A 15,693-nucleotide genomic window follows, 5' to 3' on the forward strand; every position below is an offset into this window, starting at 1 on the left:
CGGAGCGCGTGGTCCGAGAACATCATTCACGCCCGGCATCGTCCGCTCCCGCTCTGACCGCCCCGAGGCCGGGCGATCGAGCCCATCGGGGGAGACTGTGGCCATGAGCAGAGCCGACCGCAGCACCGACACCCGCCCGGATTCCCCGTGCCCGTGCGGTCGCGGCGTTCCCCTGTCCGAATGCTGCGGGCCGCTGCTGGCCGGTGCGAGCGCGCTCACCGCCGAACGGCTGATGCGTTCGCGGTACACGGCATTCGCGACGCGCGACGCGGCGCACCTGCTGCGCACCTGGCACCCGTCCACACGTCCGCGCTCGATCGAGTTCGACCCCGGTCAGCGCTGGACCGGGCTCGAGGTCCTGCACATCACCGGAGGCGGATTCCTGCATACGACCGGCACGGTGGACTTCCGCGCGCACTGGACGGCGGACGGGGTGCCCGACTCGATGCGCGAGCACAGCCGGTTCGTGCGGGAGGACGGCGAGTGGCTCTACCTCGACGACTGCGGCGACGACTGAACCGACTCCGTCACGGCGCCGTTCGTCGCAACAGCGTCGCGCGCAGCGTTCCCGAGAGCCACTGACGGTACTGGTCGACGTCCCATCCGCGGTCTCGCCTCAGCAGCGCGTGCACCTGTGGGGAACTCAGGGTGAACAGGACATCGGCCGCGTGCTCGACGGTGACGTCCTCGCGCAGCCAGCCGGCATGTTCGAGTCCTTCCGCGAGGGTGCGGGCGTTCTCGGCCGTCGCCTTCGCGTCGTCCGCGGCGAAACGACGCATGTCGGGGTCCGCCCCCGATGATTCCACGGAGGTCATGAGCAGCCCGCCCGCGCGTTCGAGCATCGCGGTGCCGTAGCGGACCACCTGCTCGACCACGAGGTCGACGTGCGAGACCACGCCGCCGGCATGGGACGGTTCCGGATCTGTCGCCTCGCTCGCGCGCGGATCGCCGTCGCCGGCCACCGCGTGATCGAGCGCCTCGCGGAAGATCTCCGCCTTGCCGCCGGGGAAGGCGGTGAACACCGTCCGCACCGCCACACCCGCTTCGTCCGCGATGTTCTTGACGGTGGTGCTGACGTAGCCGTCGCGAACGAACAGCCGCGCCGCGGCGTCGCGGATCGTCTCGCGGGTTCGGCGGGCCGCTTCCTCCCGCAACGGCGAGGTGTACCGTCGGCGGGCTCGCTCGGGATTCGGGTTCACTCCCCCAGTATCGAGTGCATTGCAGCTGCAACAAAATTGACGCGCGGCAGGGTGGTACGCCGGTGGCGCCATCCCCTGCACCGACGCCTCCGACACGGCATGCTGGTCGAGTGCACACCTTCGAGGTCTGGGCTCCGATCCCGTCGTCCGTCCGACTGTTCGCCGACGGACGGTTCCACGACATGCAACGCGGCGACGACGGCTGGTGGCGCACCACCGTCGGCGTCGCTCCCGACACCCGATACGGTTTCGTGCTCGACGACGACACCGGGACGGTCCTTCCCGACCCGCGATCTCCGCGGCAGCCGGAGGGCGTGCACGAGCCGTCGCAGCTCCACGTGCTCGACGAGACGAAGTGGACCGACCACGGCTGGACCGGCCGGCAACTGACAGGAAGCATCGTCTACGAGATGCACGTGGGGACCTTCACCCCCGAGGGCACACTCGACTCGGCGATCGACCGTCTCGACGAACTCGTGGACCTCGGTGTCGAGTTCGTCGAACTCATGCCGCTCAACGCGTTCAACGGCACCCACGGATGGGGCTACGACGGCGTGCTCTGGTACGCGGTGCACGAACCCTACGGTGGCCCCGATGCCCTGCAGCGTTTCGTCGACGCCGCCCACGCGCGCGGACTGGCGGTGGCACTCGACGTCGTCTACAACCATCTCGGTCCGTCGGGGAACTATCTGGGCCGCTTCGGTCCCTATCTCTCCGCGGCCCCGGGAATCTGGGGCGACAACATCAACCTCGACGGTCCCGGATCCGGGGAGGTGCGCCGGTACATCCTCGACAATGCGCTGCGCTGGTTCCGCGACTTCCACATCGACGCCCTCCGGCTCGACGCCGTGCACGCGCTGATCGACCACACCGCCACACACCTCCTCGAGGAACTGTCGGTCGAGACGTTCCGCCTGTCCGCCCATCTCGGCCGCCCCCTGTCGTTGATCGCCGAATCGGACCTCAACGATCCGAAGCTGATCACTCCCCGGCCCGGCGGTGGATACGGACTGCACGCGCAGTGGGCCGACGACGTCCACCACGCGATCCACGCGGCGGTGTCCGGTGAACGGCAGGGCTACTACGGCGACTTCGGTTCGCTGGACTGCCTCGCGTACACGCTCGGGCACGGCTTCTTCCACGCCGGGACGTATTCGAGCTTCCGCGGCCGGGTCCACGGGCGCCCGCTCGACACCCGGCGCACGCCGGCGAGCGGTCTGGTCGCCTACACCTGCACGCACGATCAGGTCGGCAACCGGGCGCTCGGCGACCGGCCGGGTGCCTATCTCGAGCCCGGTCAGCTCGCCCTCAAGGCGGCGCTCGTGCTCACGTCCCCGTTCACGCCGATGTTGTTCATGGGCGAGGAGTGGGGTGCGAGCACACCCTTCCGGTATTTCACGTCGCATCCCGAACCGGAACTCGCCGCGGCCGTGGTCGAGGGTCGCCGGCGCGAGTTCGCCGAACACGGCTGGGACGCCGCCGACGTACCCGACCCGCAGGCTCCGGAGACCTTCATCGGCTCGAAGCTGCGCTGGGACGAACGCGACGAGGGCGGGCACGCCCGGTTGCTGGAGTGCTACCGCGCGCTCATCGCGCTCCGGCGGGACCGTGCCGAGCTCACCGATCCCTGGCTCGAGCACGTGCACGTGACGTACGACGAGGACGAGAAATGGCTCGTCGTGCACCGCGGGGCGCTGCGCGTGGCGTGCAATCTCGGACCCGACCCCGTCACCGTGCCGGTCGGCGGGAAACCACTGCTCTGGTGGGACGAACCGGTGGTCAACCGTACCGAGTCCGCAGTGTTGATCCCGGGCTGGTCCTTCGCGATCCTGGAGGCTCCCGAGATGCCCCGCCGATAACGTTCGTCAGGCGAAAAAAGTCGTTGATTATGCCACGAGTGGGCGAGTACCGTCTCAGGTACCGTCGAATTCTCGAGGTGGATCACCATGAAACCCAAGAAGATTCTGGCGAGCGTATTCCTCAGCACCGCCCTCGTCCTCGCCCCCGCAGGGGTTGCCTCGGCGTCACCGGTGGTCGACACGTCCCCCGGCGTCGTCGCCGTCAACCACGACCACCACGGCAACCATCACAACAATCACTGGAAGGATCGCGACCACCACGGCAAGAACCACAGGAACGACTGGGATCGCCGTTGGGACAATCCGTGGCGTCCCGACTGCTTCTGGTTCGGCCCGTGGCTGGTGTGCTCGCCCTGGTAGCGACTCCGACTAGGTGAGATAACGGTAGGCCGGCGACCCCGGCTCGAGTCGCTGCGCGTCGATCGGCGACGCGTCCATGCGATTGAGCAGAGCCGAAAGGTCTTCCGCGGCACCCAGTTCGATACCGACGAGGGCAGCGCCGGTCTCCCGGTTGTTGCGCTTGACGTACTCGAACAGGGTGATGTCGTCGTCCGGTCCGAGGACTTCGTCCAGGAACCGCCGCAGTGCGCCGGGCTCCTGGGGGAAGTCCACGAGGAAATAGTGTTTGAGCCCGCGGTGGACGAGCGACCGCTCGATGATCTCGCCGTAGCGTGAGACGTCATTGTTGCCGCCCGACACCAGGCACACCACGTTCGCTCCGGGCTGCACCGAGATCGACTCGAGGGCAGCGACCGACAGGGCGCCGGCGGGCTCGGCGATGATGCCCTCGTTCTGGTACAGATCGAGCATCGTGGTGCACAGCGCACCCTCGTCGATCTGGGTCATCCCGAACGGGGCCCGGCCGAGCCCCTCCCGGCGCAGCGTAGCCACGAGCGGCAGGCTCGAATGGGACACGACCTCGGCACCGAGTTCGGAGACCACGGCGTAGGGGACGTCGCCGATCCGCTTGACCGCAGCGCCGTCGACGAACGGCTCGACCTCCGGCAGCGTGACGGGACCGCTCGCGACCAGCGCGGCGGTCATCGACGCTGCACCCGCCGGCTCGACGCCGACGATCGACGTGCGTGGGGACCGCTCGCGCAGATAGGCGGCGACACCGGCGATGAGGCCGCCCCCGCCCACGGGGACGAGCACGACGTCGAGATCGCCGTCGAGCTGTTCGAGGACCTCGCGCGCGATGGTGCCCTGCCCGGCAGCGGTGCGGGCGTCGTCGAAGGGCGGGATCATCGTCGCACCGGTGCGGATCGCATCGTCGGCTGCCGCTGCGGCCGCGGCGTCGAAGGTGTCGCCGACACCGATGAGTTCGACGCTGTCGCCGCCGTGGACACGGATCCGATCGCGCTTCTGCTTGGGAGTGCGGGTGGGCACGTAGATCCGGCCCTGGATTCCCATCACCCGGCACGCGTAGGCGACACCCTGCGCGTGATTACCGGCGCTGGCCGTGACGACGCCCGCGGCGCGCTCGGCCGCGTCGAGCTGCGCCATGGCGTTGTACGCCCCACGGAGCTTGAAGGACCGCACCCGGGTGAGGTCCTCCCGCTTGAGGTAGACGTTGGCGCCTACGAGCGCCGAGAGTCGAGGGCTGCGCTCGAGCGGCGTTGGGTCGACCGCCTCCGAAATTCGCTCGGCAGCCGCATCGATGTCGGCCGCGCAGGGCACGGCGGTCAGAGTCATCGGTTCTGCTGTTCGCGAAGTGGAGGTCACCCGTCAATGCTGCCACTCCCCCGATTCGACCACCACGGCGGGATCCGCATCGAGGGGGTAGCAGCACAGTCCGTCCGAGCGTGCTCGGTCTACGGGCCTTCGACCGGTTCGAGAACGAAGACGGGGATCTCGCGGTCGGTCTTCTCCTGGTACTCCGCGTAGGGCGGGAACGCCTCGACGGCACGTTCCCACCACTGCGCCTTCTCCTCGCCGTGGACCTCGCGGGCGGTCATGTCCCACACCTCGGTGCGGTCCCTGACCTCGACGTGCGGGTTCGCGACGATGTTGTGGTACCAAACGGGATGCTTCGGTGCACCGCCGAGCGAGGCGACAGCGGCGTACCTACCCTCGTGCTCGACCCGCATGAGAGGGATCTTGCGGAGCTTGCCGGACTTGGCGCCGACCGTGGTCAGAATGATGACCGGTCGACCCTGGAGGGTGGTGCCGCGGGTTCCGCCCGACGACTCGTACTCCTCGACCTGCTTGGCGCTCCATTCGACGGGACTCGGTTCGTATTCTCCGTGCAGTGGCATACCGACCAGTCAACACAATCGTTGTAGCAGTCGCCGCCCGATCGTCGAGTTCGGTGGCCCGAACTCTTCCCTGCGCCTATCCTGAAGAAAGAATTCCGCCCGGCCTACAGTCGCTCGGCCTACAGGAGGTGCACCGCGATGTCCGTGCTCGACCCCCGGATACACCGTGAGCGCACCGACGGTGTGGACATCGCCGGCACGATCTGGCCCCTGTACAAGCTCGAAGCACTCGCGGCCGGTCTCCTGACCCTGCTCGTGGTCCTCGTCGTCACCACCAGCGCCCAGAGCGCCGTCATCGGTGCCGCTGCGGTCACCGTCGTCGTGTGGTGGGTCCGCAGGATCCAGCAGCACGCACTCCGTTCCTAGACGCACCGGCCGACCCCGGCTTCCCGCGCGGCGCTCACCGAAGTGCTCGCGCCGCGCGGCGGACCGCTAGGTGGCCAGGCAGCCCGGCCCGAGCAGGGCCTTGAGGTCGCCCATGAGCGCCGACGACGCTTCGACCCGCAGGCTGTCGTCGAGCTTGAGGACGGTGACCTTGCTGCCGGTGATGAGCCGCACGTGCACGTCGGACGAACCGGGATGGCGCGTGAGCACATTCTTGAGGGCACCGACCTTGTCGGGGGTGCACAACCGGGTGGGCATCGACACCGAGACCGGCTTCGCGACCCCGATCTGCGACAGGTCGGGGACGGCGAGATCGTTGGCGATCAGGGAGATCCGGTCGTCACGGATCGACACCCGGGCCTTGACCAGCACCACCGAGTCCTCCACGACGTCCATGCCGTAGACGGCGTAGGACTGCGGGAAGAACAGCACCTCGATGCCACCGGTGAGGTCCTCGAGCTGCGCGGACGCCCAGGCGAGACCGTTCTTGTTGATGCGCCGGTTCACCGAGGCGAGGATGCCGCCGACGGTGACCTGGCTGCCGTCCTTGAGCGCGCCTTCGAGGATCGCGGGGATCTGGGTGTCGGCCTGGGACGCGAGGACGTGCTCGACGCCGTTGAGCGGGTGCCCGGAGACGTACAGGCCGAGCATCTCCCGTTCGAGGGCGAGGCGGTGCTTGGTGTCCCATTCCTCCTCGGGGATGCGGACGTTGAACACCGCGGCGACGGACTCGTCGGCGTCGTCGCCGCCGAACAGGTCGAACTGGCCGATGGCCTCGGCCTTCTTCGTGCTCATCACCGCGTCGATCGCGTCGGCGTGGACGAGCATCAATCCCTTGCGCGGGTGTCCGAGCGAGTCGAATGCACCTGCCTTGATGAGGGATTCGGTGACCTTCTTCGAACACGCGACGGTGTCGATCTTGTTGAGATAGTCGGAGAAGTCGGTGTAGCGGCCCTTCTCCTCCCGCCCCTTGATGATCGAGGCGACCACGTTCGTGCCGACGTTGCGGACGGCGCCGAGGCCGAACCGGATGTCCTCACCCACCGACATGAAGTTGGTGTGCGACTCGTTGACGTCCGGCGGCAGCACCGTGATGCCCATCTTGCGGCAGTCGGACAGATAGACCGCGGCCTTGTCCTTGTCGTCGCCGACGGAGGTGAGCAGACCGGCCATGTACTCGGCCGGGTAGTTCGCCTTGAGGTAGGCGGTCCAGAACGAGACCAGGCCGTAGCCGGCGGCGTGCGACTTGTTGAACGCGTAACCGGCGAAGGGCAGAACGGTGTCCCACAGCGCGGTGATCGCCGCCTGCGAGAAGCCGTTGTCCTTCATGCCCTGCGCGAAGCCGTCGTAGGCCTCGTCGAGGATCTCCTTCTTCTTCTTACCCATCGCGCGACGCAGCAGGTCTGCCTGTCCGAGCGAGTAACCGGCCACCTTCTGAGCGATCTGCATGATCTGCTCCTGGTAGACGATCAGGCCGTAGGTGTCGGCGAGGATCTCCTTCAGCGGTTCCTCGAGCTCGGGGTGGATCGGCTTGACCTCTTGCCGCCCGTTCTTGCGGTCGGCGTAGTCGTTGTGCGCGTTCATGCCCATCGGGCCGGGGCGGTACAGCGCGAGCACCGCGACGATGTCCTCGAAGCCGGTGGGCTGCATGCGGCGCAGCAGGTCGCGCATGGCGCTGCCGTCGAGCTGGAACACGCCGAGCGTGTCGCCACGTGCGAGCAGTTCGTAGGTCGCCGGGTCCTCCAGCGGGAGGGTGTCGAGGTCGAGATCGATCCCGCGGTTGACCTTGATGTTCTCGATCGCGTCGCCGATGACGGTGAGGTTGCGCAGACCGAGGAAGTCCATCTTCAGCAGGCCGATGGCCTCGCAGGACGGATAATCCCAGCCGGTGATGATCGCGCCGTCCTGCGCGCGCTTCCACAGCGGGATCGCGTCCATGAGCGGCTCGGACGACATGATCACCGCGCAGGCGTGGACGCCGGCGTTGCGGATCAGGCCCTCGAGCCCGAGCGCAGTGTCGTAGATCTTCTTGATGTCCGGGTTGGACTCGATCAGCTGACGAACCTCGGCAGCTTCCTTGTACCGCTCGTGACTCGGATCGGTGATACCCGAGACCGGGATGTCCTTCGCCATGATCGGCGGCGGAAGTGCCTTGGTGATCTGGTCGGCGATCGCGAATCCGGGCTGGCCGAACTGCACTCGCGCGGAGTCCTTGATCGCGGCCTTCGTCTTGATGGTGCCGAACGTGATGACCTGGGCGACCTTGTCGTTGCCCCACCGCTCGGTGGCGTAGCGCACCATCTCACCGCGGCGACGATCGTCGAAGTCGATATCGATATCGGGCATCGACACGCGCTCGGGGTTGAGAAACCGCTCGAACAGCAGACCGTGCGGGATCGGGTCGATGTTGGTGATGCCCATCGCGTAGGCGACGAGCGAACCGGCGGCCGAACCACGGCCGGGGCCGACGCGGATGCCGACCTCGCGGGCGTGGTTGATGAGGTCGCCGACGACGAGGAAGTAGGCGGGGAAGCCCATCTGATTGATGACGTTGATCTCGTACTCGGCGCGCTCGACGTACTCGCGGGGCGGGCCGGCGGGGAAGCGACGGTCGAGGCCGCGCATGACCTCCTTGTGCAACCAGCTCGCCTGCGTCTCCCCTTCCGGCACCGGGAAGATCGGCATCCGGTCGCGGTGGGTCCACACGTCCTCGTAGGACTGCACGCGCTCGGCGATGAGCAGCGTGTTGTCGCACGCACCCGGCACTTCGCGGTCCCACTGCTCGCGCATCTCCTGCGCCGACTTGAGGTAATAGCCGTCGCCGTCGAACTTGAACCGGGTGGGATCGGAGAGGGTCTTACCGGTCTGGATGCACAGCAGCGCCTCGTGGTTCGCGGCCGCATCCTTGGTGACGTAGTGGCAGTCGTTGGTCACCAGCGGCGGGATGTCGAGCTTGCGGCCGATCTCGATCAGACCCTCGCGCACACGACGCTCGATGGACAGGCCGTGGTCCATCAGCTCGAGGAAGAAGTTGTCCTTGCCCCAGATCTCCTGCCACTTCGCGGCGGCTTCGAGCGCTTCGCGCTCGTGGCCGAGGCGCAGGCGCGTCTGGATCTCGCCCGACGGGCAGCCGGTCGTGGCGATGATGCCCTCGTGATGGTGGGCGATGAGCTCTTCGTCCATACGGGCCCACTTGCCGAGCTGACCCTCGATCGATGCGAGGGAGGACAGCTTGAACAGGTTCCGCAGGCCCGTCGAGTTCTCGGCGACCATCGTCATGTGGGTGTAGGCACCCGAGCCGGAGACGTCGTCGGACTTCTGGCCGGGATCACCCCACTGCACACGCTTGGTGGAGAAGCGCGACTCCGGCGCGACGTACGCCTCGATGCCGATGATCGGCTTGATGCCGAACTTCTTGGCGACGTTGTAGAACTCGCTGGCGCCGTACATGTTTCCGTGGTCGGTCATGCCCACGGCCGGCATCCCCAGCCGTTCGGCCTCCTTGAACAACGGTCCGACCTTCGCGGCACCGTCGAGCATCGAGTACTCGGTGTGGGTGTGCAGATGAACGAACGAGTCAGCCACGCGTGCCTCTCCCGGGATGTCTGTGGGCAGAGACGAGTCTAAGCCGCGCGAGGCTCCGCAGTGACCACGGCACGCTGACGACGGGCCCGCACGAGCGCGTCCGTGCTGTACACCGCCAGGGCGATCCAGATCAGGACGAAACCGATCCACCGCGAGGCGGGCATGTCCTCCCCGAGCACCACCACACCCCATGTCATCTGCAGGCTCGGCGTGAGGTACTGCAGCATGCCGAGTGTCGCGAGCGGGACCCGTTGTGCGGCCGCGCCGAAGAGCAGCAGCGGCACTGCGGTCACCAGCCCCGCCGATACGAGCAGGGCCGTGTGATCCACGCCGTGCCCGAGGAAGGTGCCGGTGCCGGTCACCGCGAGGAAGATCACGTACCCGAGCGCGAACGGGGCCGCGACGATCCCCTCCCCTGTCAGGGACGTGCGCGGATCGAGCGGCACGATCTTCTTGATCACCCCGTAGGACGCGAAGGACAGCGCCAGGGTCAGGGCGATGATCGGCGGTCTGCCGTAGTCGACGGTGATGACCACCACCGCGCACACCGCGAGCACCAGCGCCGCGATCTGCGCCGGCCGCAATCGTTCCCGGAAGAACAGGACACCGAACACCACGCTGACGAGCGGGTTGATGAAGTAGCCGAGTGCGGTCTCCACGACCCGGCCCGAGACGACGCCGTAGATGTAGACGCCCCAGTTGACCGCGATCGCGGTGGACGCCGCGGCGACCAGGCCCCAGGTGCGGGCCGACAGGCCGCGCAGGGTGCGGAGGCGTCCCATGACGCCCAGTACGATCAGCATGAGCACGAGGGTCCACAGCACGCGGTGCGCGAGGATCTCGACGGCGCCGGCGGGTTCGAGCAGACCGAAGTAGGCGGGGAACAGTCCCCACAAACCGTAGGCACCCAGACCGCACAGCACCCCGGTGCGCACGATGTTCCGCTGCCCCGAGTCGTTCCGATCCTCCGAGTCGCTCACCGGCTCACCCCACGGCTCCGCCGGTGCGCTGTCGTTCCGAGACACTGTCGTTCCGAGACACTGTCTTTCCGAGACACTGTCTTTCCGAGACACTGTCGTTCCGAGACGGGATCCACCGCACCGTCACACTTCCCCGTCGTCCGGGCCGGGCACGACCGTCTCGACGTGGGTGGGCAGCAGCGGGGTCACCGCGAAGCGTCCCGCGATCGCGTCTGCGGGCAGGACCTCCACGGCCCGCACGTCCGGGGCGTCGGCGACGGCCCGGAACTGTGAGGGAGTACCCCGGAGCACCGCCGCGACGACGCAGTCGCAGCCGTCGGCGAGCCGCTGCGCGGAGACCGCCCCGACCCGCGCGGCGCGTTCGGTCCCGAACTCCACCAGGCTCAGCCGGCCCGCGGCGACCGAGGGGGCACGACGCACCGCCTCCGGGTTCTCCGGCACCGCGACCGGCACCAGTGGTGTCTGGACGCGGTCGATCGGGACGCGGAACAGCACCTGCGCCACGCGCACCTCGTCGGTGCGTTCGACTACCCGGTCGATGCCGACGGCGTCGGTGAAGGACACCAGTCCCCAGTGCTCGAGGTCGCCGTCCGTTGCCGCCTCGCTCAGGCTGTCCGCGGCCCGTGCCAGATAGTCGGCGACCGCTTCCCCGTTGTCGGGGCCGAGGGTGTCGCTCCCCACGGGGGCCGTCCGCGGCGGTGAGGTCCACCCGGCGACGAGCACCGCGACGACGAGAACGACGACCGACGCCCAGGGCAGGACACGTCCCATCGGTCAGGCGTTGCGCAACACGGCGAGCGCGTGTTCGAGATCCGGAGGGTACTTGCTGGTGATCTCGACCCAGTGCCCGCGCGTCGGGTGCGAGAACCCGAGGGTGCACGCGTGCAGCCACTGCCGTTCGAGACCGAGACGCGCCGCGAGACGTGGGTCGGCTCCGTAGGTGAGGTCGCCGCAGCAGGGGTGACGCAGTGCCGAGAAGTGCACCCGGATCTGATGGGTCCGACCGGTCTCGAGATGGATGTCGAGCAGGCTCGCGGCCTGGAACGCCTCGATCGTGTCGTAGTGCGTCACGCTGGGTTTGCCGTCGGCGGTGACCGTGAACTTCCAGTCGCTGCTGCGGTGGCGGCCGATCGGTGCGTCGATGGTGCCGCTGCTCGGGTCGGGATGCCCCTGGACGAGCGCGTGGTACCGCTTGTCGACCGTGCGTTCCTTGAAGGCGCGCTTGAGGACGGTGTAGGCGCGTTCGGACGTCGCGACCACCATGACGCCGGAGGTGCCCACGTCGAGCCGGTGCACGATGCCCTGGCGTTCGTGGGCGCCGGACGTGGAGATCCGGTAGCCGGCGGCGGCGAGGCCGCCGATCACAGTCGGTCCGGTCCAGCCGACGCTCGCGTGGGCGGCGACACCCACGGGCTTGTCGACCGCGACGATGTCGTCGTCGGCGTAGAGGATCTCCATGCCCTCGACGGGCTGGGCCTCGATGGTCAGGGGGCGGGGCGGCTCGGGCAGTTCCACCTCGAGCCAGGAGCCTGCGGACAGTCGGTCGGACTTGCCCACCGCCGCGCCGTCGACCACGACGGCGCCCTCCTCGGTGAGCATGGCGACCACGGTCCGGGACAGACCGAGCAGGCGCGCGAGGCCTGCATCGACACGCATCCCGTCGAGCCCGTCGGGTACGGGCATCGCGCGGGTTTCCCTCACTGGTGTGATTCCTTTCTCGTTTCGTCCGCACCCGGCGCTCCGTCCCGGCCCTTCGAGGCACCACCGTCGGGTTCGACGCCGAAGACGGTCAAGGCCACGAGCAGGATCGCTCCGCACACGATGGCCGAGTCGGCGACGTTGAACACCGGCCACCATCCGACCGACACGAAGTCGACGACGTGGCCCTGCAGCGGTCCGGGCGAGCGGAACAGACGGTCGGTGAGATTGCCGAGCGCTCCCCCGAGGACGAGGGCGAGGCCGAGCGCCCACCACCTCGATCTCAGGGTCCGGCCGATCTTCACGACGCCGACGACGACGGCGATCGCGACCAGCGTGAGCAACCAGGTCATGCCCGTGGCCATGGAAAACGCGGCACCGGGATTGCGGACGAGTGTCAGGGTGACCGTGTCGCCGACGATCGAGATCGGATCGGCTGGGTCGATGTAGTGGACGGCGAGCACCTTCGTCACCAGATCCGCGACGTAGACGACGAGCGCCACGAGCAGCAGCGGCCGCAGCATGCGCCGGCCGACGGAGGGGGACGGCTCGTCGGCACGACCGGGATCCGGCGTCTCCGCGTCGCGGTCGGGTCGGGAAGCTTCGTTCGTCACCGCTCCATCATCCCCTACCGGACGACCGCGGCGGTTCCCCCTCCCGTCGTGGCTACCCTGGGTGGCGTGCCTGCGCTGTCCAGATTCCCCCGCTCGGGGCCGTGTGCCCTCGCGGCTGTGCTGTCCCTCTCCGCTCTCGTCGCCGGTTGCGGTGGTCCTTCGGACGGCGCGCCCGCCGTCACGGCGGCGACATCGACGGAGGTGACGGTGCCAGTGTCGGCGGTGACCACGACAGTGCTCGACCCCGGTGCCGAACCCCGATCGGTGGTGCGGCTCGTACCGGAGGCCGGGGTGCAGCAGGGCGTCGTCCTCACCACCCGGTCCGAGGTCTTCCAGCGCGTCGGCGACGACCCGCAGCAGGACTTCTCCACTCCCGAGCTGACCCTTCCGCTCTCGGCGACGGTCGAGCGGGCGGTCTCCGACGAGGACCCGAGCACCGTGGTCGACATCACCGTCGGATCGGCGACGTCGCCGGACGAGACGCTCGGATCGGCACTGTCCGATGCCGAGGGTTCCGGAGCCGGACTGACGATCGGCCCCACCGGCGCGATCAGTGCGCTGCGCCTCGAGCCCACTCCCGATGCGGCGAATATCGCACGGTCGGCGATCGAGCAGGCCTTCTACCAGGCCGTCTATCGCATCGTCTCGTTCCCGGAGGAAGCCGTCGGGGTGGGCGCGGTGTGGGAGATCCACCAGCAGGTGATGAGCGCGGGCATCACCCTCGACCAGGTCGGGACGGCGACGCTCGTCGAGCGGGAGGACGACCGCATCACGGTCGACGTGAAGGTTGAACAGACACCGCGCGAGTCCACCTGGGTGCTGCCGAACGGGCAGGGCCGTCTCGACATCGAGCAGTACACGATGGCCGGTGAGGGGTCGATGACGATCGACGCGTCGCTCCCCCTGCCCGTCGGCGGGGAACTGACGGTGCGCGGCGATCAGACCTACGTCGAGCCGGACGGCGGAACGCGCCTGTCGCAGTCGCAGGTCGACCGGGTGGGCTGGAACACCCCGGATCAGTAGTCCGGGAGACGGACGAACACCGACGGCCGGCGCGGATGATCCGCGCCGGCCGTCGGTTCGTTCGGGACGAGTACTACATCACACGCAGGCCGGGGACTGCAGCTGCGCCATGTTGATGACGATGGAGCACGCGTAGTCCTTCGACACCTTCCAGGTGTCGTCCTCGGCGACGAAGTCGACCGTGCCGAAGGACGGCTGGTCGCTGCCCGCGAGCGCCATCTCGACACCGGCGGTGATCGTGCCGTTCTCGTTGTCGGTCACGTCGACGACGTTGACCTGCACACCGGCGTCGTTGGCCGCCTGGGCGACCATGTTGATCAGCTCCGGATCCTCCTCGGCACCCTGAACCAGGTCGGTCTTCTCGGCGGCCGGGACGCTCAGGTCGAAGGCGCGCGCGAGGTCGGCGTTGAGCTCCTCGACGGTGGGCACCGGCGGGTAGTCGACGGCCGGAGCCGCGGCGGTCGTGGTCGTGCTGGTCTTCGCGGTCGTCTCGGAGGAGCTACCGCCGTCGTCCGAGCTGCAGGCGGACATCGTGAGGGCGGCGGCGAGCGCCACGGTGGCGACGGTGATCTTGCGAAGCTTCAACTTCTCGTCCTTCTCGTTCGGTCGTGCACGATGTGTTCGTCGTGCTCGGTCATCCGGCAGCGGATCGCCCGCAAGAGTACCCGGCGGTAGTAAGAAGACCATGAGGGCGCCGGGAACATGTTTCAGTTCAGGCTCGCGAGCGGGTCGGCGACGGTGAGGTCGGGATCGTTCTCGTCGAGCGTCCGCGCTGGTCCCGGACCCGTGCTGCGTGTCTCGAAGCGGACGGTGACCACGCCGTGGCCCGCGCCCTGCACCCATCCGTGCCCGAATTCGGGATGGCAGACGTCGGCGCCCGGCGTCCACCGGGTGGCCGGCCCGCTCGCCACGACGCGCTCCTCGTCGTCCTCCTCGGCCGGTCCGGCCCCCTCGGTCGTCGTCCGGTCGAGTTCGGGGAACAGGGTGTCCTGCGCGATCGCGGACAGACCCGCATAACCCACCCCGACGAGCCGGACGGGGCCGATCTCGAGGGGATCGAGCGCGAGGCGCTGGGCGGCGGCGGTGAGCACCTGCACGTCCTCGGTGGCGTAGGGCAGGGTCGACGACCGGGTGAGCACCGACATGTCGGCCTTGCGCAGCTTGAGCACCACCGTGCGGGCGGCACGCCCGTCCTTGCGCAGGCGTGTGTGCGCGGCGGTCGCGGACGCGGCGATCGCCCGCCGCAGTCCGGGCATCTCGACGATGTCCGTGGGAAAGGTGGTCTCGGCGCTGACCTGTTTCGCCTCGGCGCGTTCGGCGACGGGCCGGTCGTCGAATCCGTTGGCGAGCCGGTGCAATCCCGGTCCGATGGTGCCGCCGAGGATCGACGCGGCCTCGGCGACGGGCAGCGCCGCGAGATCGCCGATGGTCTCGATACCGAGTCGCCGCAACCGGTCCTCGGCCACCGGACCGATCCCCCACAGCTTGCGCACCGGCAGGCCGTGCAGCAACGGAAGCTCGCCTTCGGGCCGGACGACGAGCAGCCCGTCCGGTTTCGCGAGACCGGACCCGATCTTCGCGATCTGCTTACCCGATCCTGCTCCGATGGAGGCGACGAGACCCGTCTTCTCCCTGACGTGTTCGCGTAGCTCCGCACAGAAGCGTTCGACCTCGTCGGCGTCGGCGCCGGCCAGTTCGAGAGGTTCGGCGAACGCCTCGTCGAGCGAGAGGGTCTCGAGAATGGGGATCCGGGCGCGCAGGGTGTCGAAGACGAGTCCGCTCAGTTCGCGGTACAGGATTCCGCGCGGAGGCAGCACGACCGCCGCCGGTCCGACGAGGCGCCGTGCCCGGCTCATCGGCATGGCCGAGCGCGCACCGTAGACGCGAGCCTCGTAGCTCGCGCCGGCCACCACCCCGCGGGCACCGAGCCCACCGACGAGGACCGGCCGGCCCCGCAGGGTCGGCCGGGTCAACTGCTCGGCGGACGCGAAGAACGCGTCGAGATCCAGGTGCAACACCCAGCGCCGACTCACGGAAGCGGGCACGTGTCGAGACTAGTGCGCCGCACCCACACGTCCGGTGGGAGGCCGCAG

Annotated in this window: 15 protein-coding genes; 5 read left to right on the forward strand and 10 right to left on the reverse strand. The window is 68.6% G+C overall.

The window, feature by feature from the left end:
- The first annotated feature begins 103 nt into the window (after nt 1-103).
- Complete coding sequence (locus KXC42_RS14230) at nt 104-517, forward strand: YchJ family protein (protein ID WP_219129183.1); 414 nt, start codon at nt 104-106, stop codon at nt 515-517.
- Between the two features lie 10 nt (nt 518-527).
- On the opposite strand, the gene KXC42_RS14235 is transcribed toward KXC42_RS14230, so the two are convergent.
- On the reverse strand, nt 528-1,199 hold the full coding sequence (locus KXC42_RS14235) for a TetR/AcrR family transcriptional regulator (protein WP_006554115.1): 672 nt from the start codon (nt 1,197-1,199) through the stop codon (nt 528-530).
- Nucleotides 1,200-1,309: 110 nt separating this feature from the next.
- On the opposite strand from KXC42_RS14235, the gene treZ reads away from it, so the two are divergent.
- Together treZ and KXC42_RS14245 are read left to right on the forward strand one after the other, a co-directional pair.
- Complete coding sequence (treZ, locus tag KXC42_RS14240) at nt 1,310-3,058, forward strand: malto-oligosyltrehalose trehalohydrolase (RefSeq protein WP_039585198.1); 1,749 nt, start codon at nt 1,310-1,312, stop codon at nt 3,056-3,058.
- An 87-nt stretch (nt 3,059-3,145) separates the two neighbouring features.
- On the forward strand, nt 3,146-3,418 hold the full coding sequence (locus KXC42_RS14245) for a hypothetical protein (protein WP_006554117.1): 273 nt from the start codon (nt 3,146-3,148) through the stop codon (nt 3,416-3,418).
- Nucleotides 3,419-3,427: 9 nt separating this feature from the next.
- Here KXC42_RS14245 and ilvA read toward each other — a convergent pair whose 3' ends face one another.
- A complete protein-coding gene (gene ilvA, locus KXC42_RS14250; protein ID WP_019289740.1) occupies nt 3,428-4,753 on the reverse strand; it encodes a threonine ammonia-lyase IlvA in 1,326 nt (441 codons plus the stop codon).
- 119 nt (nt 4,754-4,872) lie between these two features.
- Complete coding sequence (locus tag KXC42_RS14255; RefSeq protein WP_006554119.1) at nt 4,873-5,316, reverse strand: nitroreductase family deazaflavin-dependent oxidoreductase; 444 nt, start codon at nt 5,314-5,316, stop codon at nt 4,873-4,875.
- 138 nt (nt 5,317-5,454) lie between these two features.
- Between KXC42_RS14255 and KXC42_RS14260 the strand changes: the two genes are divergently transcribed.
- Complete coding sequence (locus KXC42_RS14260) at nt 5,455-5,682, forward strand: hypothetical protein (RefSeq protein ID WP_006554120.1); 228 nt, start codon at nt 5,455-5,457, stop codon at nt 5,680-5,682.
- A 66-nt stretch (nt 5,683-5,748) separates the two neighbouring features.
- Here the strand turns inward: KXC42_RS14260 and dnaE are convergent, their stop codons facing one another.
- The 5 genes from dnaE to lspA all read right to left on the reverse strand — a co-directional run bounded on the left by dnaE (nt 5,749) and on the right by lspA (nt 12,577).
- Nucleotides 5,749-9,285 (reverse strand): DNA polymerase III subunit alpha, encoded by a 3,537-nt coding sequence (gene dnaE, locus KXC42_RS14265; protein ID WP_039585197.1) that lies wholly within the window; start codon nt 9,283-9,285, stop codon nt 5,749-5,751.
- Between the two features lie 38 nt (nt 9,286-9,323).
- A complete protein-coding gene (rarD, locus tag KXC42_RS14270; protein ID WP_373922157.1) occupies nt 9,324-10,265 on the reverse strand; it encodes an EamA family transporter RarD in 942 nt (313 codons plus the stop codon).
- A gap of 123 nt (nt 10,266-10,388) precedes the next feature.
- Nucleotides 10,389-11,036: a hypothetical protein gene (locus KXC42_RS14275; RefSeq protein WP_006554123.1), complete on the reverse strand. Its 648-nt coding sequence runs from the start codon at nt 11,034-11,036 to the stop codon at nt 10,389-10,391.
- A gap of 3 nt (nt 11,037-11,039) precedes the next feature.
- Nucleotides 11,040-11,948: an RluA family pseudouridine synthase gene (locus KXC42_RS14280; RefSeq protein ID WP_170318568.1), complete on the reverse strand. Its 909-nt coding sequence runs from the start codon at nt 11,946-11,948 to the stop codon at nt 11,040-11,042.
- 14 nt (nt 11,949-11,962) lie between these two features.
- The gene (lspA, locus tag KXC42_RS14285; protein WP_006554125.1) at nt 11,963-12,577 is read right to left on the reverse strand and encodes a signal peptidase II; all 615 of its coding nucleotides are present in this window, start codon (nt 12,575-12,577) and stop codon (nt 11,963-11,965) included.
- Between the two features lie 66 nt (nt 12,578-12,643).
- On the opposite strand from lspA, the gene KXC42_RS14290 reads away from it, so the two are divergent.
- Nucleotides 12,644-13,600, forward strand: a complete 957-nt coding sequence (locus KXC42_RS14290; protein ID WP_037216823.1) for a hypothetical protein — start codon at nt 12,644-12,646, stop codon at nt 13,598-13,600.
- A gap of 78 nt (nt 13,601-13,678) precedes the next feature.
- Here the strand turns inward: KXC42_RS14290 and KXC42_RS14295 are convergent, their stop codons facing one another.
- Together KXC42_RS14295 and KXC42_RS14300 are read right to left on the reverse strand one after the other, a co-directional pair.
- Nucleotides 13,679-14,185, reverse strand: coding sequence for a hypothetical protein (locus KXC42_RS14295; RefSeq protein ID WP_033097609.1), 507 nt, complete (start codon nt 14,183-14,185; stop codon nt 13,679-13,681).
- A 122-nt stretch (nt 14,186-14,307) separates the two neighbouring features.
- Nucleotides 14,308-15,618: a DNA polymerase IV gene (locus KXC42_RS14300; RefSeq protein ID WP_219130491.1), complete on the reverse strand. Its 1,311-nt coding sequence runs from the start codon at nt 15,616-15,618 to the stop codon at nt 14,308-14,310.
- Nucleotides 15,619-15,693 lie beyond the last annotated feature (75 nt).

The organism is Rhodococcus sp. LW-XY12 (assembly GCF_019317345.1).
GTDB classification, from domain to species: domain Bacteria; phylum Actinomycetota; class Actinomycetes; order Mycobacteriales; family Mycobacteriaceae; genus Rhodococcus; species Rhodococcus pyridinivorans.

Excerpts from the sequence above, each read along its gene's own strand:
- ilvA (WP_019289740.1), bottom strand. The coding sequence starts at position 4,753 with ATGACTCTGACCGCCGTGCCCTGCGCGGCCGACATCGATGCGGCTGCC.
- KXC42_RS14230 (WP_219129183.1), top strand. The coding sequence starts at position 104 with ATGAGCAGAGCCGACCGCAGCACCGACACCCGCCCGGATTCCCCGTGC.
- KXC42_RS14260 (WP_006554120.1), top strand. The coding sequence starts at position 5,455 with ATGTCCGTGCTCGACCCCCGGATACACCGTGAGCGCACCGACGGTGTG.
- KXC42_RS14255 (WP_006554119.1), bottom strand. The coding sequence starts at position 5,316 with ATGCCACTGCACGGAGAATACGAACCGAGTCCCGTCGAATGGAGCGCC.
- KXC42_RS14275 (WP_006554123.1), bottom strand. The coding sequence starts at position 11,036 with ATGGGACGTGTCCTGCCCTGGGCGTCGGTCGTCGTTCTCGTCGTCGCG.
- KXC42_RS14245 (WP_006554117.1), top strand. The coding sequence starts at position 3,146 with ATGAAACCCAAGAAGATTCTGGCGAGCGTATTCCTCAGCACCGCCCTC.
- KXC42_RS14280 (WP_170318568.1), bottom strand. The coding sequence starts at position 11,948 with ATGCCCGTACCCGACGGGCTCGACGGGATGCGTGTCGATGCAGGCCTC.